We start from the raw sequence: 19,396 nt of genomic DNA, 5'->3' as shown, positions 1-19,396 counted from the left end.
TCAGCCTCCTGCTACCGTTTTTGTCTTTACCCGCGTCCCGTCCCCTGCCGTGCCGGACTGGAGTGATCCTGCCAGGAGCGAGTCGGCGGCGCGTTCCACCATGGCCAGGCCGGTGATTTCCGTCTCAAAGAGCGGCATAATTGTCACGGGCAACTGAAAACGCTGGTTGATCTTGCCCAGGTATTTTTCCTGCATCGTCCGGCGCTTTCGGAAGAAATCGTTGGTGCAGTATTCCTTCTGAAGTACCTGGTTGGCCACGACAAACTGCGTCTCGATCCCGGCAGCCCTCAGATCCACCATCGCCCGGTATGCCTCAATCACGGGAGTTGATTCCGGGTAGACCACAAAACCAAAGGCGCTGCGGTCCGGGTCCTTCATCTGTGCGATGATCCTGTCGAATCGGGCCTGGGTCTCGCTTTTGGCGGTATTCCCTTCTCCTGTGGTAGTGACCATCATCCCGACCTGGTCAGCGTAGTCAAAGGGTAACTCCAGCAATCGCAGGGTATGTCCCGTGGGAGCGGTGTCGAAGACTACCAGGTCGTATTCCTCGCGCTCCACGTACCACATGAACTTGTCAAAGGCTGCCATCTCTTCGGTGCAGGGCGACTCAAGCTCCTCCTTGACCGCTATCAGCATATCCTCGGAGTACTTCCTCCGGGCGTCGGCGAGGATCCGCTCCTTGTACTCAGCCACAGCAGCTTCCTGGTCGATCATCACGGCATCGAGGTTTTCCGCTCCCTGCACCGGAGTAATCGTGTCGCCAATTGGTTGTTCCAGCACCTGGCCAATGTGCGATGCCGGGTCTGTGGTGAGCAGCAACGTCTTGAATCCCGCGCGTCCCAAGGCAAAGGCTGTGGCGCAGGAGACGGTTGTCTTGCCAACGCCGCCCTTTCCGGTAAAGAACAGAGCCTTGGTTTTTCCCCGGACCGGGCTGATTGTGTCCAGCAAGGAGCGCGAATCCTGCTCCTCGTAGGAGGGCGAGTCGGTGAGGGATTCCGGAGAATTCTCCGTAGTGTCGGCCTGGAGCAGATAGTCCGGCCTGTGGTCCTGGCCGGCAAAGAGATCTCTGGCCACGTGGCGCAAACCGGCAAGGCCCTTGATCTCACCATCGCGCTGATACATAAAGGTCAGAGGGACGGAAAACTCGCTGCGAATCTGTTGGAGATGGCGTTGCTGCATCTCATAGCGGCTGCGGAAGAAGGGGTGCTCGCAGACAGCCTCCGGGAGTATCCCGTTGACGATCAACCGGGTATTCGCGACCCCGATTTCAGCAAGCTCGCTGGAGGATCGACGGGTCTCATAAATTGACGTTTCTTCCGGCTGCAACACAAAGGTGAACTCTGTACGGGTGGGGTCACCCAGCAGGCGGGTGGCCTCGTCGTACTTGGCCTTGTTTTCCTGGATTGAGGCCACCGGGCCGATGCAGGTGTTCCCGCTCCCCCTGGCGCTTTCCTCGATATGTTTGCTCCAGTCCACGGGCAACTCCAGGAGACGCAGGGTGTGGCCCGTAGGAGCGGTGTCAAAGATTACTACGTCCCAGGCTGCGCCAGCGCTGCCGCCAGGGGATCCATCTTCCCCTGGAGCTGCCCGGGATGCGTCGTCGCCAGACATGAAGTCCACAAAACGGTCAAAGGAGGCGATCTCCGTGGTGCAGGGGGAGTTAAACTGCTCCTCCATCACCTTCATCACGTTTTCCGGCATCACCGCGCGCATTGGTGCGAGAATGCGTTCACGGTACTCCTCGGTGGCACGATCCGGATCGATCTCCATACCCCAGAGGTTGTCGATTCCCCGGGATTTTCCCAGGGGGCGGATATTGTGACCGATCTCGGTTTCAAAGACGTCCGAGAGGTTTGACGCGGGATCGGTTGTTACGATCAGGGTCCGATTGCCTTCCTGGGCATTATGGACGGCGGTGGCACAGGCCATGGTGGTCTTTCCCACGCCGCCTTTACCGGAGAAGAAGATATAGTGTGTATCGTTTTTCGTCATAGTGATTCATCCTTGCTTGTTGTGCTTTCGGCATCGGTTTCGGCTACGGCTACGGCTACGGCTCCGGCGCCCTTTGGTTCCGGCGTTTCTCCTCCGCTCCAGGCAAGCAGCTCATGGCAGGTTGGAAAGGCCTTTGTCTTGACTACCTTGCCGTTCACAACGGTGACGGGCAGGATATCGGTGTTATGCTTCTGAAGGAGCTCCAGAACGGCCGGGTTCTCCATGAACTTTTGGCCCTGTTGCTGCAACAGGTACCGCTGAATCACGATGCCGTGGTCGTTTTTCAGCGTCAGAATCGTTTCGTTCATATCCAGAAGTGCCGGATCGATCGCAGGACCACACAAGCCCCCGGGGCAGCACATGGGCGGGTCAAAGATCTCTATGGTTACGGTATCGCTCATATGAATGTATCTCCTTTTGGTGTCGGGTCTTTGAGAGGGTTCGGGTTGAGGCCCACCACACAACATCCGTTGCTTCTCAGGGCAAGGCGGTGTGTCAGGGCCTGGTAATCCTGCTGAATTTGCTCCTGTGAGTCGGCGCTCAAGGGCGCTTCCCGCAGGAATGTCCACAGTGCCTGAATCAGGGGCGAGCCTTCTTCAAGGTAGTGATACGCCCAGGTTCCCTGTTTGGTGGCCTGTACCAAACCGGCTGCCTTGAGTGCGCTCAGGTGGCGGGAAACCTGGTACTGTGGAAGGCCCAGGGCATCTACCAGTTCGCATACGCAAAGAGAATCGCTACTGCGCAGAAAGAGGTATATCAGCCTCAGCCGGGTTTCATCTGCCAGGGTTTTGAAAAGTCCGCCCAGGGTGTTCATTGGATGGTTCGTCTCCTTTGCGGGTGGTTTGTACACCGTATGCATAAATGCGCTTTCATGCATGTAATGTAGGCATGAGAGCTGGCCGTGTCAAGGGAGTGGTCAAGGAATTGCAGGGTTTGCGGGGTTTTAGCTGGTATCTAACGGTAGAGGCCTCCAGAAAGCACGGGGCTTTCCGGAGGCCGAGGGGTATCGCTGGTCTGTTCCTGCAGCAGAAGCTCTTACAGGGCCATCACACTTCCGTAGATCATGCCGGCCAGGGTGGAGAGGGTCACCACCAGGGCCACGTAGGTGAGGGTCTTGCGCGGTCCCAGTTCGCCGCCGATCACCAGCAAAGCCGGCAGGGAGAGCGAGGGGCCTGCCAGAAGAAGCGCCAGGGCCGGTCCCTGGTTCATCCCCGCCCCCAGGAGGCCCTGCATAATGGGCACCTCGGTGAGCGTTGCGAAGTACATGAGTGCCCCCGCCAGGGAGGCAAAGAGATTGCTTGCCAGGGAGTTGGTTCCCACAGCCCGAGCGATCCACTCCTCGGGAATCAGGGCCATTTCACCGGGTCTGCCCAAGAGAAAACCTGCAACCATGACACCGGCAAAGAGCAGGGGAAGTATCTGTACCGCAAAGTCCCGGGTGGCAGCCACCCAGTTTCCCAGTTCGGTCCGGGTAAACCAGCGAACCAGCGTATACAAAAGAAGCAATCCAAAGCCACCAGCGATCACCAGGCGAAACCGGTGCAGCGTCTCCCACCAGCCGATAGTTCCATCGCCAGGGGCCCAGTTAAGGAAGACCAGAACACCGATCATGGACCCAAGATAGAGCCCCATCTGGGGTAGCGATCGTTCCTGGCTCTCGTCACCCTGGAACATCGCGGCGTTGGTGGTTCGCTCCCGGTCCTCCCGGAAAAAGATCAGGTGCATAGCCAGACCAATGATAAAGGCGAAGGCGATCGCTCCCAGAGCCCGGGCAATGCCCAGCTGCAGCCCCAGGACTTTGGCGGTGAGGATGATCGCGAGAATATTGATGGCCGGTCCGCTGTAGAGAAAGCTCACAGCGGGACCAAGACCGGCTCCTTTCTTGTATATCCCCTTGAAAAGAGGCAATACGGTGCAGGAGCACACGGCCAGGATAGTCCCCGAGACGGAGGCCACACTGTAGGCCAGGAGCTTTGGAGCATCCGGCCCCAGGTAGCGGATAACGGCCTGCTGGTTCAGAAAGACCGTGATCGCGCCGGCAATAAAGAAAGCGGGAATCAGGCACAGCAAAACGTGTTCGCGAGCGTAATAATTGAGGAGCAGGAACGATTCCTGCACCCCCGCCATCAGGCGGGGAGCCTCCCAGGGGATAAAAAAAGCAGCAAGAAATACAGCGCCCATTAATGCCAGGAGCCGGTTTTTGGGTTCCTGCCAGAGTCGTACGATCGGGTTCATAAGGTGTCCTTCTTAAGGCGGGACGGTGGTCATGCCCACCGCCCCGGAGGGGCCCGGAGGGTTAACCAGGTGGTTAGCTGACGTAGGGGGCCAGGGCTTCGGCGATCTCCTCGGGGGAAAAGACCTTGCCCGATTTTACGAGGGTGCCGTCCACAGCAAAGCCGGGTGTTCGCAGAACCCCCATGTCCATGATCTGGTTCATGTCGGTGATTTTTTCAAACTCTGCCTGGATACCCAGTGTTTCTGCGGCTGCCCGGGCGTTCTTTTCCAGGTTTGTGCAGTTGGCGCATCCTGGTCCCAAAATCTGAATCTTCATTGTCAGGCCTCCTGTGGCTTGTTCTGTATAATTGGCAATATAACCAAATACAAGAGGGAGGGTCAAGGTTTGCCGTCGTCAGATTTCAAGCCCGGGGGGTGAGCCCCGGGCGGTTGCTTCAGAGCTTCAGTTCAGCTTCGTCATCCTCTTCCTTGGGAAGAATGATGTTCAGGCCGATTCCTACGATCGCTGCCAGGGCCATGCCGACGACATTTATTTTCACAATACCAATTTCGATGGGAATCACGGCTCCGCCGAGACCAAAAACAAGGATGACTGCTCCGATGATCATGTTCCGGGTCTTGGAGAAATCTACCCGGTTGTTCACCAGCGTTCGGGCGCCGATGGAGGCGATCATTCCAAAGAGAATTACCACCGCTCCTCCGATAACGGGAGTTGGAATGGTGCTGGTGAAGGCGTTCAGTTTTGGAATCAGACCGATCAGAATGGTTATCACCGCAGCGATCCGCATAACTTTGGGATCGTAGACCTTGGTCAGTGCCACCACACCGGTGTTCTGGGAGTAGGTGGTGTTGGCCGGTCCGCCCAGAAAGGCGGAGAATGAGGTGGCGATACCGTCGCCCAGGAGGGTTCGCCCCAGTCCGGGATCAACGGAAAGGTTTTTTCGCACCACACCGCTCATGGCAAGCACGTCACCCACATGTTCTACCACTGTGACCAGCGCGATGGGAGCCACGATGGCGATGGCACCGATGTTAAACGAGGGAAGCTCGAAGTTCGGCATGCCGATCCAGGCGGCCTGGGTGATCGCGGTATAATCCACGCGCCCCAGCAGAGCTGCCACGATATAGCCCACGGCGAGCCCTACGATAACGGGAATGATCTTGAAGAAACCCCGGGAATAGGAGGCTACGCCGATGATGACGGAGAGGGTTATCAGCGCGAGCAACCAGTCCTGGGAGGCCATGTTAATCGCATTCGGAGCCAGGGTCATGCTGATGACGATAATGATCGGGCCCGTGACGACGGGCGGGAAGAAGCGCAGGATTTTTTCGGGACCAAACTTGGAGATCAGCCCTGCCAGGATCGCGTAGATCAGTCCCGCCACGACGATTCCCCCTCGGGCTGCTGCCAGGCCGTACATCTCTCCGGCCAGAAGGAGCGGCGCGATAAAGGAGAAAGACGACCCCAGATAGGCGGGCACTTTCTTTTGGGTGATCATGTGAAAGAGCAGGGTTCCCACACCAGACATCACCAGGGCCACGCCTACATCGAGTCCCGTGATGATCGGTACCAGAACGGTGGATGCGAAGAGTGTAAAGACGTGCTGCACTCCCAGTGCGAGCTGTTTGTGGTATCCCAGTGTGCTGATGTCTTCAATAGGGGCGTTTTTGATTGGTTCTGCCATGGTGTTTCCTCCTGTGTGCTGTCACAGGATACAAGTGAATTTCTGTTTTCACAACAAACATGATTGCTGGGGCGCAGAGATGTCTGGAGAGGTGTCCAGGAAAGCTCTGTCAGAGAGGCGGGGCGAGAATCCTGGCCAGGGAAGACTCTTAGCCCGGGTCGGGTTCGGGCGATGCCATCAGCCACTCCCGGGCGCTGGCTTCGTCCTTGCTCAGAAGGTAGACGTCCCTGCTCGGGATGAGCCCGATCAGTCCTGAAAGAGCTGCGTCGTGACTGGTGTCGTCCGGGGCCGTGAGGAAGGCAATTCTCATGGCTCCCGTTGTCTGCAGGCGGTTTTTTTCTATTTTCTGGTACGACCAGGATGAAGAATAATGCTCTATTACCGTTGAGACGTTGCGGGCCCGGCGAAGGTCTACAAGAACCCGTTGGAGCCCTGTTTCTGTTGCAACTCTGGTTGCCTCCTGGCCGATCAAAAGCCCTGTCTGCCAGGTTATCTCGCCTTCAACGGTGAGGATGATCATCTCTTGCTGCTGCTCGTGGCTGATCCGAAACATTTTCACTGTAGTGGATTTTACTACGGTTTTTTCCGGTTTGTAAGGATGAGTGGTGTGCAGAATGGGTCGGGGCCGTGAGGGAATCGGGAGAAGATTGCGTTGCTGTCGCGTACAAAGGGGTCTAGACTGGATAAAACGCTCAGGAGGATTTTCATGAGTATCACCCTGCCCGAGGCTGTGCGACCGGAGTCGGTTGGCATGGCATCGAAGAACTTGTCGAATATTGACGATCTTGCCCACCGGTTCATCCAGGAGAAGGCCTACCGTGGTGTGGTCGTTCTGGTGGCGCGACACGGAGAGATCTGCTATTTCAAGGCTTTCGGAGAGGCCGACCAGGACAAACCCCTGAAGAAGGATGCTGTCTTCCGGCTCGCCTCAATGTCAAAGGTGCCGAGCGCGGTGGCGGTGATGCAGCTCTTTGAGCGGGGGCAGATAAGCCTTCACGAGCCGGTGTCGAAGTATCTTCCCGAGTTTAGTGAACCGAAGGTGGCGGTCCTGGAAAACTGGGGCGCCGTACGAATGGAGCGGGCCAAGCGGGAGATAACCATCCATGACCTCTTGTCGATGACCGCGGGCATGACAAACACCTGGTGGTACAATCTCTTCACGCCGGACTGCTATCGGGTTGTTCCCAAGTTGTACAAAGAGTCGGGGCTCATGGATGATCTGGATGCTCCGAACATTACCCTTGAGGACAACGTGAAGATCCTGGCCAGGATGCCCCTGATTGCACATCCCGGTGAAATGTTTGACTATTCAAACAATAGTGTCGAGACGCTCTGCCGGCTGGTTGAGGTGGTGTCAGGGGTGGATTTTAACCGCTACCTGCAGGAGAACATCTTCGAGCCCCTGGGGATGCGGGAGACCTGGTTCTTTCCGCCCGAGGAGGAACTTCACAGGGTGCCGGCCGCGTTCTGGGCGGGTACCGGGGAAAAGCACGTGGAGAAGCATCCCCTGGGCCTCGGTATGCTGGGGCCCGATTATACCTTCAGTCCGCACAAGACCTACTTTAGTGGCGCCGCCGGATTGCACGGCACAACCTATGATTACTTCCGCTTTGCTCAGATGTTGCTCAACAAGGGGGTTCTTGAGGGCGTCCGTGTATTGAGCCGGGCGTCGGTGGAGCTGATGACTTCCAACCAGATTGGAGACCTCACTAACTGGCAGCTCACCGGGAACAAGTGGGGATACCAGCTTGATATCCAGGAGGGTGTCAACGCACCGCCAGGGTCCCTGCACTATCTGGGTGGCCCCGGCGCCTACAGTTGGCAGGGGTTCTGGAGTACCAAGTTCGTGAATAACCCGGCTCACGATACCGTTATCATGACGATGTCGACACCGGGGTTCGATGGGGCCTTGCCCAATAATCTCCGGATGATTGCTGCGGCCGCTGCTGCAGTGGAAGACTGATCGCCCCGATCTGCCCTCTGGAGCCCTGATGGTTCTTCCCCGGAGGAAGGCCGTCGGGGCGGTGGTGGTGTGCCGTGGTTTGTTTTTTCTGAATTTTTATTTCCTGCACGATATTTTTTCCGGCAAAGAAAAGAGGCTCTAATGTTTTTAGTCGAGGGAGATGGTGTTCTAATATTATGTAATACAACAACTTGATTTTCTTCTTTTAGTTGCGTGAAAGAACGTCTGTAACTGTTGACTTTTGTTTCGCTTCAAATTAATTTGAGAACGAAATAATTTAATTGGCCGGGTTGATAGTCTGCCTGGTCAGGTCATTCATGCCAAGGAGAAAGTTTCATGAAAAACCCCGTTTACTCGCGGATGCGCACCACAGCTGTGGTGGGTATCGTTTGTGCGTTCCTGCTTGCTGCGGGAGTTGTTGCAGGACTACCCAGGGATGCTCACGGTGTTGCCCAGGGGCATCCAAACCAGAAGAGCATCGGAATGTATGTGGGGAGCGAACTTACCAGTGATGGTTCTGTTCTGCTCGGCGGCTTCGGGCACGAGCCTTCCAGTCACTGGATCGAGATTGTCCCCCGGCAAGAACATCCTCAAGGGGCTACCTGGAGCGTGGGTGTTACCGAAAATGCATCGATTCCCGGCAGGCTTATAGAGATTCCCCAGGTGGCGACGACCTACAAGTATATTACCTCGCATTATTCCGAGTTTGCCGGTTTCCCCCCGCCTTTGACCAATGGAGGTCTCAACGAGCACGGCGTTTCCGCTCGTGACATATGGTCTCCGTCACGACCGGAACTGGTGGAGATGTCCGAGCGGGCTGCTCCCCAGACAGGACCGCAGTACAGTGACCTTGCCCGGGCTGCCATGGAGCGAGCCACGACAGCTCGCGAAGCGGTTGAGGTCGTGGGTGGTCTTATCGATGAATACGGCTTTTCTACCTACGGAGGAAACTCCCATATCTTTGCCGACCAGAAGGAGGGATGGGTTTTCATTAACTATGCCGGAGGAGAGGGGCTGTGGGCGGCAGAACGGCTTGGCTCAGATGAAATCCGTGTCCTCTATCCCGGTTATATCCATGATTTCCCGGTGAATCCCGAGGACCACGACGGTTATATGGCCTCCAGCAATCTTGTAGAGTTTGCCAGGGCTCAGGGTTGGTGGGACGGAGAGGGAGAGTTCATGAACCTCCAGGACGTGTTTGGTCGCCCCTTCCCCGCCGACGATCCCGAGGGATATTACCCGGATTTTTATGAGGAAGCCCGAAATCCCCTCGCTCTTGAGGCCGAGCTATACGAGATGGCCCCCGTGAGTCTTGAGGATATGCTTGCCTATGTTCGTGATCCTCGCTGGTCCACAGATTTTGCAGGCTACGGCCAGGTTGCGCACCTGCGACCGGATACACACGGAGAGCTTCAAACGCTCTGGACAGCGATCACCACCAGTCTTACCACTCCCTTTGTGCCAATTCCAATTGCAGCCGAGAGCGTTCCTCCCGAGTTTAGTCAGCACCGATACATGACGAAAGATGGGTCTTCGCATTTTCTTGATCCGGATTACCGTATGCTTGAGGCGACTCGGTACGCCACGCGTACCTTCAAGCGGCTTCTTTATTTTACATCGGAACATCCGATTGATTTTCTGCGAGCCGTTACGGGCGAGATCGAATTCTTTGAGCAGATCCTTCTTGCCGAACGGGAGTCTCTTGAACGGCGAGTCTTGGGATTATATGAGGCAGGCTTCGAGGAGCGAGCTCGTTCTGTTATTACCGACAACGTTCACAGGCGGTTGCTTGAAAGTCTTGAGCTTGGTGAGGATCTGGTTCGTGAGGTGGAGGCCCGAACCCGAAAACGCTACGGTATTCGCCTGCCGGTAGGGGAGCGTCCGGAGGGAAGCACCATTCCTGCCACAAGCGAGCACATGGCTCGTGAAGGATGGGGGGCCATGATTCACGCGTATGATGAGCGACTTGATGAGTATCCCCGTGTCTACGGTATATATGACGATTACCGGGATTTGCTTGAATAAGAACAGTGACCGGATGTGTAGTGACGAAGGTGTGGCGGGTCAGCGTGAGAAGGGTTCCCCGAAGGGGCCCGAAAGCACGGCTCGCCACGGCCTGAATCAGGATTGTTGTCGCCCGGCGCCACGGCCTGAATCAGGCTTGCTGTCGCCCGGCGCCACGGCCTGAATCAGGATTGTTGTCGCCCGGCGCCACGGCCTGAATCAGGATTGCTGGCTATTGCCCGGGTTTTTCGGTATTCTTTCAGGTAGAGCAAGCGTGGAGGCCCTTTTGCCTGTAGTCCTTCTGTAGAGACTGCAGGAGGAACGGATGGAGCAGAGCATGGATCTATCGCTGGAACAGCTGGAAGCCATAGGACGGTACGTACGGAGCAATCTCCCGGTATGGATGGGCGAGGTCTATACCCAGCGTGACGTTCAACTGAACGAGCGAATGGTTCGTCTTGAGGAAGAGCTCAAGGGGCAGCGCGAGCTCATGCAACAGGGATTTGCCCTCATGGACAAACGCTTTGAGGACATGTACCGCTTCAGCAACCGCTGGTTCATGGTGATCAGCCTCATGCTGGCCCTGGCCACACTGGGGGGTGGATACCTGGGCTATCTCGGGCTCGGCTAAGAGCTCGGCGCTTCCTTCACCCGCCGGCGATCCTCCGGAAGAACAGTCTTCGGCCCCCTGGCTAGCTGTCGCGCCAGGCGCTTTACTACCCGGGCTTATGTTGGTTCTTGAAGAAACATCTCAACGGGTCGATGATTTATCGGCGCAGGCAATGCACATCAGTGCCTCGGGGATGGCCTTGAGCCGTTCGAAGGCGATCTCCTTTTTGCAACGGATGCAGAGGCCGTAGCACCCGTCCTTCATTCGCTTTGTCGCATTGTTGAGGCGTTCAAGTCGGCGTTGGGCCTGACGCAGCATTTCCTCGTTCACACCCTTGTCGTTGATCGCTTCCATGCGTGTCAGGCGTCCAAGGGCGACGCTTGGTTCTACCGGAAGGCTTTCCCGGGTGAGGTAGGGGATGCTTTGCTGTGTCGCCATTGTTTCCTCTTCGATGCGTTTTGCAAGTTCAAGGAGATCTTCTTTGGTCATCCATGCATAGTAGCCCCCGGAAAGGTCTGTGTTCAATACCGGGATAGAGGTTTTTCCAGTGCAGGATTGTTGTCGCCCGGCGCCACGGCCTGAATCAGGATTGCTGGCTATTGCCCGGGTTTTTCGGTATTCTTTCAGGTAGAGCAAGCGTGGAGGCCCTTTTGCCTGTAGTCCTTCTGTAGAGACTGCAGGAGGAACGGATGGAGCAGAGCATGGATCTATCGCTGGAACAGCTGGAAGTCATAGGACGGTACGTACGGAGCAATCTCCCGGTCTGGATGGGCGAGGTCTATACCCAGCGAGACGTTCAACTGAACGAGCGAATGGTTCGTCTTGAGGAAGAGCTCAAGGGGCAGCGCGAGCTCATGCAACAGGGATTTGCCCTCATGGAAAAGCGCTTTGAGCAAATAGACAAACGCTTTGAACAAATAGACAGGCGCTTTGAACAGGTGGAAAAGCGCTTTGAACAGGTGGACAAACGCTTTGAGCAAATCGACAACCGTTTTGAACAAATAGACAAACGCTTTGAGGACATGCACCGCTTCAGCAACCGCTGGTTCATGGTGATCAGCCTCATGCTGGCCCTGGTCACGCTGGGGGGTGGATACCTGGGTTATCTCGGGCTCGGCTAAGAGCTCGGCGCTTCCTTCACCCGCCCCGAGCCCCCCAAAGAAGGATGCTGTTATCACGATGAGGTCGACGCCGGGGTTCGATAGGGGCCGGGTTCCGACGGGGCTTTTCCCGATAATCTCCGGATGATCGCAGCAGCCGCCAGGGCAGGGGAAGACTGATCGGCCACGATCTTACCGACCGGTTCGTTCGGGCCTTTCCTGCCGCAGCCGCCAGGGCAGGGGAAGACTGATCGGCCACGGGGCACACCACGGAGGGGGCTAATTGCGGCGGTTCGGCTTTCCCTTGCGCCCCTTGGGGCGACGTGCCTGAGGCGGGCCGTTCCCCGCCGGGCGGCGGGGGCCGCGCTGCTTTCCTGCGGGACGCTGGTTGGTGACGCGTTCTACACGTATCCTCGTGCCCTGATAGGAGTACCCGGCCAGTGCGTCTTCAACCTGCCTGGCCATGGCTCCGTCGACCTGCACCTCGCATGAGTCGGTGTTGATATTGATCCGCCCGATGTTGATATTGCCGGAATCGGTGGCCTTGTTGATCAGTCCAATAATCTGGGGCGGGAGCACCGACTGGCGGCGGCCGATGTTCAGACGGAACCAGACCATGGAGTCAGCCTCCATCCGTTTGGGCCGGGTCTTGCTGAGCGAGGGATTAAGGTCCGGAGCATCGGCATACTGTTCCAGAAATCGATTGAACTCCACCGAGATAAACCGTTGCAGCAGTTCCTCCCGTTCGATTCCGGCAAGAGAGTCCCGAACGGCCTGCAGGTACGGTCCAACGGACTCCTCGTTCACCTCGACCTCTTTCACCCGGGAGAGAAGCTCCATCAGCCGGGCTTCGCAGATATCATGGCCGCGCGGGATTTTGGCTTCCTCCATTTTCCGGCCGATAGTCCGCTCGATGTAGGCGATTCGGTGCCCCTCGCGCATATGTACGAGGGCGAGCGACGCACCGCTTCTGCCGGCCCGGCCGGTCCGTCCGCTCCGGTGGGTGTAGGCGGAAACCTCGTCGGGAAGGTCGTAGTGGATGACGTGAGTCAGGTTGTTCACGTCGAGGCCACGGGCTGCAACGTCGGTAGCGACCAGGAGCGACGGATTCCCTTCCCGGAAGCGGCTCATTACGGTGTCGCGCTGGGATTGGGCCAGTTCGCCGTGAAGCGCATCGGCGGTGTAGCCGTCGCGCGAGAGGCGAGCCGTTATGTCCTTTACCGTTTCCCGGGTGCGGCAGAAGATGATGGCGTACATGCCAGTCTTCACATCGATCAGCCGCTTGAGAGCCTCGTACTTATCGTGGGCATGGACGCGGTAGTAATAGTGCGTGACGGTACCGGCGCTCTGGTTCTTGTGACCGGAGACGATCTCGTGGGGATCGGTCATGTACGTCGCAGCGATTCTGGCCACCTCGGGGGGCATGGTCGCGGAGAAGAGCAGGGTGCGACGCTCGGGGTTTGCAGCGGCAAGAATGGCATCGAGCTCGTCCTTGAACCCCATGTCGAGCATCTGATCCGCCTCGTCGAGTACCAGAAACCGGAGAGCCGAGAGGTCGGCAATGCCCTTATCCAGGAGATCCTTCAGCCGTCCCGGTGTGGCCGTGATAATATGGGGCCCCGCCTTCAGATCGCGTATCTGGGCCCCGAAGGGAGCGCCTCCATAGACGGCTGTCGTCCGAAGGCTCGGGAGATTTGCTCCATACTCTGCAATCTCCCGCGAGACCTGCAGTCCAAGCTCACGAGTGGGGGTGAGGATCAGTGCCTGGGTTGTGCGGCTTGAAAGGTCGATATTTTGCAGAAGGGGCAGTCCGAAGGCAGCGGTCTTGCCGGTTCCTGTCTGAGCCAGTCCGGTAACATCCCGCTGCTCGGTCAGGAGGAAGGGGATCATCTCGGCTTGTATCGGAGTTGGTGTTTCAAAGCCGCGGGCGCTGATTGCGTCGAGCAGGGCCGGGATCAGGCCCAGCTGGTCAAAAGATATCATGGATTCCTCGATTCGAATATTTTTGGATGATGTATACCATTGACCGCTGAATCCCTCCGAGTGTCAAGGGGCAGGGCTACCCGGCGTAGCGGACCCAGAAGAGGGCTGCCGTCCCGATGGCCAGACCTGCCCAGAGCAGACGGTGATGATCCAGCACGCGCCGTCCGTTGAACGAAGCAAAGGGAAACCAGGGCAGGAGGACTTCGAAGACCAGGAGGGCCTGGACGGGCGCTACCGCCAGGGCCAGGATGCTGGCCAGGGCACGGGGGCTCTGCGCAAGCCCCCAGGTCTCGCAGGCAAGCAGAAACCATGCCAGGGCAAGCACCGCAAAGGCCCCGGAGAAGGCCACTGCTGCCAGTCGCGGGAGTTTGCTCCGGTAGTTCCAGCGGGTTTCCACGGGATAGTGTGATCCCGGGGTGGGAAAGAGGCCGCCAAAGAGAACGGTGATAATCAGGGAAAGAACGAGGCCGGTTTCCCAGATCCGGTAACGCAAGGAGAGCCCCAGGGCACGGGCGGTGAGCTTCATCGCTCCTGAACGCACTCCGAAGACCAGGCTCAGCGCAAGGGGCAGTTGCCACAGAAGGTGAAGATGCAACTCCCCGGCCGCACCCACCCGCAGACGATGGAGTGCGACAAGGGCCGCCACGAATATCACGTTTGCCACCCATGGCAGGGCTCCGCCGCCCGGTACGGTGCGCTCCTGCTCCCGGGGCGGCTCTGCAGCGCTCCGGGACCAGAGAAAATGGCCAGTATCAATTGTGTGAAAGGTGGGAGGGCCGATTCTGAGGAGGCTGAGGCCGTATCGGCGGAGCTGCTGCCAGGGGCTCAGCGGAGCGAACCCCAGGTCGGCGAAGCGGTTGCTCGAGGGAGTGTTAAACCCCTCCACCGTGGTAAAGAGTTCGTGGCACCCCAGTTCCTGGAGCCTGGCGACACCTTCCCTGACCAGGGCGGCTGCAACCCCCTGTCCCTGAGCTTCGGGGTCGGTGAAGAGCCATTTTATCACCCCCCCGAGCTGATTGCGTTTATATCGGAAGGTCTCGAGGACCACTGCCCCGGCAAGTTCTCCCGAGATCTCGCAGAGGAAGGTGTGGCGGGTCAGCGTGACAAGGCTTCCCTGAAGGGGCCCGAAAGCGCGGCGAGCCAGGCGTTTTACCGCAGGTTTTTCGCCGGGTTCCATGGGGCGGATAGGGGCACGATCGCTCATGGGCATCCTCTTTATTTTGCACGGGTTTTTACCGCCCCAGGCTTTGCTGCACCGGGGAGTGGTGCCCTGTACGGTGCTGCCTTGTGGCGCGGGTGCCAGAAGGGTTACCCCGGACCCGATTCGAACGGGTGACCTACGGCTTAGGAGGCCGTTGCTCTATCCTGCTGAGCTACCGGGGCGTTCCGATCTTTCCCCGAGAGTCTACGAATCAACGACGGGGCTGTCAATTAGTTGAAATGAACACCCATGGTTGGACAGGCCCGTACAAGGCGCCAGGCCGGCAGTCTTGCCCCGGGGGGCGGGATAAAATCTTTTTTTGGGAGAAACCTCGAAATACCTGGCTCCCGGTGTTACACTGTACTATGAAATACGCAGGAGGAAGACTATGAAACGAAAAGGAATTGCTGCTCTGTTCGCGGGGGCTCTTGTGCTGGCAGCGATGCCGGTTTCGGCAGATACCATTGATGATCTTAATGTCTTCAAGGGGGCTTTTGAGGACTTCTCCAAGGAGTTTGCCAATTCGCTGCCCATGAATAGCACCATCGGGCTCAACTGGTCCGATGCCTATATCGGCCAGATCTTGCCCCTGCCCAGCGTGGGCGTGGGTATTACCACGGGGTTCACCACAATTCCCCTGAAGGTTCTGGAGGATATGGTGGACGATCTGGGCCTCGATTCCGGCTCGGCCCTGGGGGATATCCCCAGCATGGGCATCCCCCTGCCGGGCTACGCCTTCGATGCCCGGATCGGGGGAATCCTCTTTCCCTTCGACGTGGGGATCAAGTTTGGCACCATCCCCGATACCAAGATTGGCGATGTCGAGGTGGGGTACACCAACGTGGGGGTGGATCTGCGCTACGCCGTCCTCTCCGGGGGCTGGGTGATGCCCAAGGTTTCCGTGGGGGTGGGGTACAACTACCTCTCGGGGTCCGTGAAGGCGCCTATGGGGCTGGGCGATGTTGATATCGGCAATGTCGATTACGATGGTGCTCCTCCTGACGAAACTGCAACGGTAACGCTCAAGGACCCCGACATCGATTTTGACTGGGAGGCCCACGTCTTTGATGTGAAGGTCCAGGTGAGCAAGCAGTTCTTTGTGATCGAGCCCCACCTGGGGATGGGCGCCTCCTACGGCCGGGCCTCGACCAACGCCGGGTTTGATGGCGATATTGAGGTTGACGGTGCCAACCTTGATGACCTGAAATCAATCTCGGGCGTGGATATCAAGAAAGACAACATCGGTGTCTCCAAGGACGTGACCCCCTTCAGCACCCGTATTTTTGGCGGTGCCTCGCTGAACCTGCCCTTCATGCGCTTTGACGTGAGCGCCATGTATAACCTCACCTCCGGTGCCGTGGGCGGAACCCTGGGAGCACGTATCCAGCTCTGAGGCCGCCGTTCTCTGGCCCATTCACGCGCCCCCGGGGAAGATTCTCCGGGGGCGTCTTTCGTCTGGTGCTTGCGCAGGGCCTGCTCCTCGGGCAAGAATGGCCCATGCTGCGCCTTCTTATCACGGGGGGAACCTTCGACAAACACTACGATGCGGTCCGGGGGGAACTCACCTTTCGGGATACCCACCTCCCCCAGATTCTGGAGACGGTGCGCTGCACCGTGCCGCTCGAGCTGGAAATATGCCGCCTGGTGGACAGCCTCTATATGGGAGACGAGGACCGCCAGGCCGTGGCCGAGGCCTGCCGGGCCGCCCCGGAGCGGTCCATCGTGATCACCCACGGAACAGATTCCATGACCCTCACGGCGGAGCGGCTTCTCCAGGAGGGGCTGGACAAGACGATTGTTCTCACGGGAGCCATGGTGCCCTTCACGGTGAGCGGCTCCGATGCGCTCTTTAACCTGGGAGGTGCCATTGTGGCGGCCCGGACCTGCCCCCCGGGGGTCTACATTGTGATGCACGGCCAGGTTTTTCCCGCTGGCAGGGTTCAGAAAAACCGGGGCCAGGGCTGCTTCGAGGAGACTCTATGACCGGCGGGACTCGCTGGACCCTGCCCTTCCGGGATCAGGCCTCGCTGGCTCCGTGCCGGGAGGGCCACGGCCCGGAGGCATCTCTCCCGGGGGCAGTTCCCCCGGAGGCAGTTCCCCCGGAGACAGTTCCTCTGGAGCCAGCTCCCCTGGAGATGGAGGGGGTTCGCTTTGCCTATTCCCGGAAACGGCCGCTCTTCCAGGATCTTGATTTTACCCTTCCTGCGGGAGGGGTGGTGGGGCTTCTGGGACGAAACGGTGCGGGCAAGACCACCCTGCTCAAGTTGGGGATGGGCCTTCTCTTTCCCCGGGAGGGCCGGGTCTCCCTCTTTGGATCACCCGCAGGGCGACGGCGCCCCGCTATTCTCTCGCGTCTGGTCTTTATCCCGGAGCAGATCGCGCCTCCGCCGGTGACGCTGGTTCAATACTTTCATCTCCAGTCAGGCTATTATCCGGCCTTCGATCCGGCCCGGGCCGAGACCTGGGCCGAGCAGTTCGAGATCCCCCTGGATCAGGCTCTGCCGTCTCTCTCCTATGGCCAGCAAAAGAAAGCGCTTCTGGTGACCGCCCTGGCCTGCGGCCCGGATCTGGTTATCCTGGATGAGCCCACCAACGGACTGGATATCCCCTCCAAGCGGGTTTTCCGCCAGCTGATCTCCCAGGCTACCCAGGAGGGGTGCTCCGTGGTGGTCTCGACCCATCAGGTGCAGGATGTGGCCAAGCTGCTCGATCATGTGATCATTCTGGAGGGGGGGAAGGTTCTCTTCCAGGCCTCCCGCAGGACCCTCCTTGAGGAACTGGAGCTGCGGCGCTTCTCCTCCGAGGAGGAGGCTCGCCAGGCAGGGGCTCTGGCCTGGGAGGTCCGGTTTGGCGTTCCCGTGGCGGTGGTCCCCAGGGACCGGACAACCCCGGCTGGGGAGGAGCTTGATCTGGAACTGCTCTTCCATGCAGCCATGACCAACCCCGAGGCCCTGGCCGCCGTCTGCCCGGGAGGTGATCGGTGAGATTCCTTCATGTCCTGCGCCATGAGGTGGTGCTCCAGTTCCGGTCTCTTCTGCTGACGGCCGGGGGGATCGCCGGGGCGGTGACGGCCTTGCAATTGCTCCGCTGGGCCCGGGGGCCTCAACTTTTCAATATCTGGGGGTCCTTTGGCGCGGTGATGATCCTGGCAGGGGTTCTGATCACCCTGGGAGCTTTCGGGGATATGCGTGACCCCCGTCGCCGGGAAGAGATTCTCCTGCGACCGGCTGCGGCCTGGGAGAAGGTGGGGGCCAAGGTGCTGGTTTCCACGGTGATCTTTGCCGCCTTTCTGACCGTGGCCTATGCCGTGGCCTCGCTCCTGGCCTTGGGCGGCTACCTTCTTCTGGGAGGGCAGGGGAACCCCCTGGTCTTTCTGGACCGGGGCCGGTGGATTCAGCGGGCCGCCGAGAGCTTTTGGGGATATCTGCCGGTGCAGGCGATCTTCACCTTCGGAGCGGTCTATTTTCGACGAAACCCTCTGGGAAGGACCCTCCTGGCGGGTGTGGCCTGGCTTGTGAGTTACGTCCTCCTGGGGGCCATCATGGTGCAGATTGTCTTCCTGCCCTATCTGTCGGGTCGCTACGGCACTGTGGCGGCGCCCCGGATCGAGGGGATCGCTCTGGACGGCTTCGAGGGGTCTCTTTTGAGTGGCAACGTCTGGGCACGGGTTGCTCCCGAGGCGCTTTTTCTGGAAGAGCCCCTCTACGGGTTATTCAATATTGCGGTGGTGTTGATATGCTGGGGGCTGGCGGTGTTGCGGTTTCGGGAAACCCAGGGGTGATGCAATGAAGATATTCCGTTTCAAGCGGGGCCGGGCGGCAGGGGCCCCGTCCTGGACCAACCGGGCTCTGGTGGTGCTTTACCTGACGGGTCTTCTGATCATGCTGGTGACGATGGTGGTAATCCGCTTCAGGCTGGATCGGCTGGTGGAGATCACGGTGTAGCAGGAGCGTCCCGGGGTCTCCTGGGGCCTCCAGGGCCCGGAAACCCCGGACAGGGGTTCTAGTCGTTTACGCGTTCGACGTACTCACCGGATTCGGTGTTCACGCGGATTTTATCGCCTGTTTTAATGAAGATGGGCACCTGCACGGTCAGCCCTGTTTCTACCACAACTGTTTTGGTGGCTCCGGTAACGGTATCGCCCTTGACCGCGTCGGGAGCGTCGGTCACGGTGTAGACAAGCTTCATGGGAATGATCACGTCGATAGGGTTTTCGCCCCACATGATGATGCGGTACTGATCCCCTTCTCTCAGGTATTTGCCGGTCTCTGCAAGAACATCGGCGGGGATCTCGAACTGTTCGTAGCTCTCGGCGTCCATGAAATGGTAGGATTCGCCGTCCACATACATATACTGGCCGTCCCGGTCGTAGACGTCGGCAACTTCCACGTTGTCGCTGGTCTTGATCGTCTCTCGCAGGACCGATCCTGTTTTTGCGTTCTTGAGTTTGCACCGGGTGAAAGCTGCGCCCTTGCCGGGGTTCACAAACTCCCGATCCGCTACAAGATACGGGTCCCCTTTGAAGAGAATATACATTCCCTTCTCGATTGCTCCGCCTTTAATCATGGCTTTGATTCCTCTCTTTGGGTGATTGATTGGACCCGCCTCCAGGCGGGCCTGCTC

The 19,396-nt window shown here is 58.5% G+C and carries 20 protein-coding genes and 1 tRNA gene; 9 read left to right on the top strand and 12 right to left on the bottom strand.

The window, feature by feature from the left end; translation table 11 throughout:
• From BW950_RS07435 to BW950_RS07405, 7 genes are all read right to left on the bottom strand, one after another.
• A complete protein-coding gene (locus BW950_RS07435; RefSeq protein WP_076488658.1) occupies nucleotides 1-1,992 on the bottom strand; it encodes a TRC40/GET3/ArsA family transport-energizing ATPase in 1,992 nt (663 codons plus the stop codon).
• Nucleotides 1,989-2,393, bottom strand: a complete 405-nt coding sequence (gene arsD, locus BW950_RS07430) for an arsenite efflux transporter metallochaperone ArsD (protein WP_076488657.1) — start codon at nucleotides 2,391-2,393, stop codon at nucleotides 1,989-1,991. Before arsD ends, BW950_RS07435 begins: the two co-directional genes overlap by 4 nt.
• On the bottom strand, nucleotides 2,390-2,806 hold the full coding sequence (locus tag BW950_RS07425) for an ArsR/SmtB family transcription factor (RefSeq protein WP_076488656.1): 417 nt from the start codon (nucleotides 2,804-2,806) through the stop codon (nucleotides 2,390-2,392). Before BW950_RS07425 ends, arsD begins: the two co-directional genes overlap by 4 nt.
• Before the next feature lie 221 nt (nucleotides 2,807-3,027).
• Nucleotides 3,028-4,227, bottom strand: a complete 1,200-nt coding sequence (locus tag BW950_RS07420; RefSeq protein WP_076488655.1) for a permease — start codon at nucleotides 4,225-4,227, stop codon at nucleotides 3,028-3,030.
• A 73-nt stretch (nucleotides 4,228-4,300) separates the two neighbouring features.
• Nucleotides 4,301-4,543: an MTH895/ArsE family thioredoxin-like protein gene (locus BW950_RS07415; protein ID WP_076488654.1), complete on the bottom strand. Its 243-nt coding sequence runs from the start codon at nucleotides 4,541-4,543 to the stop codon at nucleotides 4,301-4,303.
• A gap of 118 nt (nucleotides 4,544-4,661) precedes the next feature.
• A complete protein-coding gene (locus tag BW950_RS07410; RefSeq protein ID WP_076488653.1) occupies nucleotides 4,662-5,912 on the bottom strand; it encodes a uracil-xanthine permease family protein in 1,251 nt (416 codons plus the stop codon).
• Between the two features lie 148 nt (nucleotides 5,913-6,060).
• Entirely contained in the window at nucleotides 6,061-6,471 is a 411-nt protein-coding gene (locus BW950_RS07405) for a hypothetical protein (protein WP_143559164.1), read from the bottom strand.
• Nucleotides 6,472-6,618: 147 nt separating this feature from the next.
• Here BW950_RS07405 and BW950_RS07400 point away from each other — a divergent pair, with 147 nt between their 5' ends.
• The 3 genes from BW950_RS07400 to BW950_RS07390 all read left to right on the top strand — a co-directional run bounded on the left by BW950_RS07400 (nucleotide 6,619) and on the right by BW950_RS07390 (nucleotide 10,510).
• Nucleotides 6,619-7,875 (top strand): serine hydrolase domain-containing protein, encoded by a 1,257-nt coding sequence (locus BW950_RS07400; protein ID WP_076488651.1) that lies wholly within the window; start codon nucleotides 6,619-6,621, stop codon nucleotides 7,873-7,875.
• Between the two features lie 336 nt (nucleotides 7,876-8,211).
• Nucleotides 8,212-9,900 (top strand): C69 family dipeptidase, encoded by a 1,689-nt coding sequence (locus BW950_RS07395; RefSeq protein WP_234969052.1) that lies wholly within the window; start codon nucleotides 8,212-8,214, stop codon nucleotides 9,898-9,900.
• 304 nt (nucleotides 9,901-10,204) lie between these two features.
• Nucleotides 10,205-10,510 carry a hypothetical protein gene (locus BW950_RS07390; protein WP_076488650.1) on the top strand — a complete coding sequence of 102 codons (306 nt, stop codon included), beginning with the start codon at nucleotides 10,205-10,207 and terminating at the stop codon, nucleotides 10,508-10,510.
• A 120-nt stretch (nucleotides 10,511-10,630) separates the two neighbouring features.
• On the opposite strand, the gene BW950_RS07385 is transcribed toward BW950_RS07390, so the two are convergent.
• Nucleotides 10,631-10,978: a TraR/DksA family transcriptional regulator gene (locus BW950_RS07385; RefSeq protein WP_143559163.1), complete on the bottom strand. Its 348-nt coding sequence runs from the start codon at nucleotides 10,976-10,978 to the stop codon at nucleotides 10,631-10,633.
• A gap of 200 nt (nucleotides 10,979-11,178) precedes the next feature.
• Between BW950_RS07385 and BW950_RS07380 the strand changes: the two genes are divergently transcribed.
• A complete protein-coding gene (locus BW950_RS07380) occupies nucleotides 11,179-11,610 on the top strand; it encodes a hypothetical protein (RefSeq protein ID WP_200796802.1) in 432 nt (143 codons plus the stop codon).
• Between the two features lie 258 nt (nucleotides 11,611-11,868).
• Here BW950_RS07380 and BW950_RS07370 read toward each other — a convergent pair whose 3' ends face one another.
• The 3 genes from BW950_RS07370 to BW950_RS07360 form a co-directional block, all read right to left on the bottom strand.
• On the bottom strand, nucleotides 11,869-13,572 hold the full coding sequence (locus BW950_RS07370; protein WP_076488647.1) for a DEAD/DEAH box helicase: 1,704 nt from the start codon (nucleotides 13,570-13,572) through the stop codon (nucleotides 11,869-11,871).
• Between the two features lie 76 nt (nucleotides 13,573-13,648).
• Nucleotides 13,649-14,776, bottom strand: coding sequence for a GNAT family N-acetyltransferase (locus BW950_RS07365; protein WP_076488646.1), 1,128 nt, complete (start codon nucleotides 14,774-14,776; stop codon nucleotides 13,649-13,651).
• Nucleotides 14,777-14,881: 105 nt separating this feature from the next.
• Nucleotides 14,882-14,955, bottom strand: a tRNA-Arg gene (locus BW950_RS07360).
• A gap of 206 nt (nucleotides 14,956-15,161) precedes the next feature.
• On the opposite strand from BW950_RS07360, the gene BW950_RS07355 reads away from it, so the two are divergent.
• The 5 genes from BW950_RS07355 to BW950_RS15120 all read left to right on the top strand — a co-directional run bounded on the left by BW950_RS07355 (nucleotide 15,162) and on the right by BW950_RS15120 (nucleotide 18,717).
• Entirely contained in the window at nucleotides 15,162-16,166 is a 1,005-nt protein-coding gene (locus BW950_RS07355; RefSeq protein WP_076488645.1) for a DUF6588 family protein, read from the top strand.
• 104 nt (nucleotides 16,167-16,270) lie between these two features.
• Nucleotides 16,271-16,756, top strand: coding sequence for an asparaginase domain-containing protein (locus tag BW950_RS07350; protein WP_076488644.1), 486 nt, complete (start codon nucleotides 16,271-16,273; stop codon nucleotides 16,754-16,756).
• Complete coding sequence (locus BW950_RS07345) at nucleotides 16,753-17,757, top strand: ABC transporter ATP-binding protein (RefSeq protein WP_083943826.1); 1,005 nt, start codon at nucleotides 16,753-16,755, stop codon at nucleotides 17,755-17,757. The genes BW950_RS07350 and BW950_RS07345 overlap by 4 nt, the downstream gene beginning before the upstream one ends.
• Nucleotides 17,754-18,554: a hypothetical protein gene (locus tag BW950_RS07340; protein WP_076488643.1), complete on the top strand. Its 801-nt coding sequence runs from the start codon at nucleotides 17,754-17,756 to the stop codon at nucleotides 18,552-18,554. The genes BW950_RS07345 and BW950_RS07340 overlap by 4 nt, the downstream gene beginning before the upstream one ends.
• A 4-nt stretch (nucleotides 18,555-18,558) precedes the next feature.
• Nucleotides 18,559-18,717, top strand: a complete 159-nt coding sequence (locus tag BW950_RS15120; RefSeq protein WP_159438753.1) for a hypothetical protein — start codon at nucleotides 18,559-18,561, stop codon at nucleotides 18,715-18,717.
• A gap of 58 nt (nucleotides 18,718-18,775) precedes the next feature.
• On the opposite strand, the gene efp is transcribed toward BW950_RS15120, so the two are convergent.
• Entirely contained in the window at nucleotides 18,776-19,339 is a 564-nt protein-coding gene (gene efp, locus BW950_RS07335) for an elongation factor P (protein ID WP_018525826.1), read from the bottom strand.
• Between the last annotated feature and the right edge of the window lie 57 nt (nucleotides 19,340-19,396).

Source organism: Alkalispirochaeta americana (genome assembly GCF_900156105.1).
GTDB lineage: Bacteria > Spirochaetota > Spirochaetia > DSM-27196 > Alkalispirochaetaceae > Alkalispirochaeta > Alkalispirochaeta americana.
The sequence above is the reverse complement of the archived record's forward strand: the minus strand, read 5'-3'. Positions and strand labels throughout refer to the sequence as shown.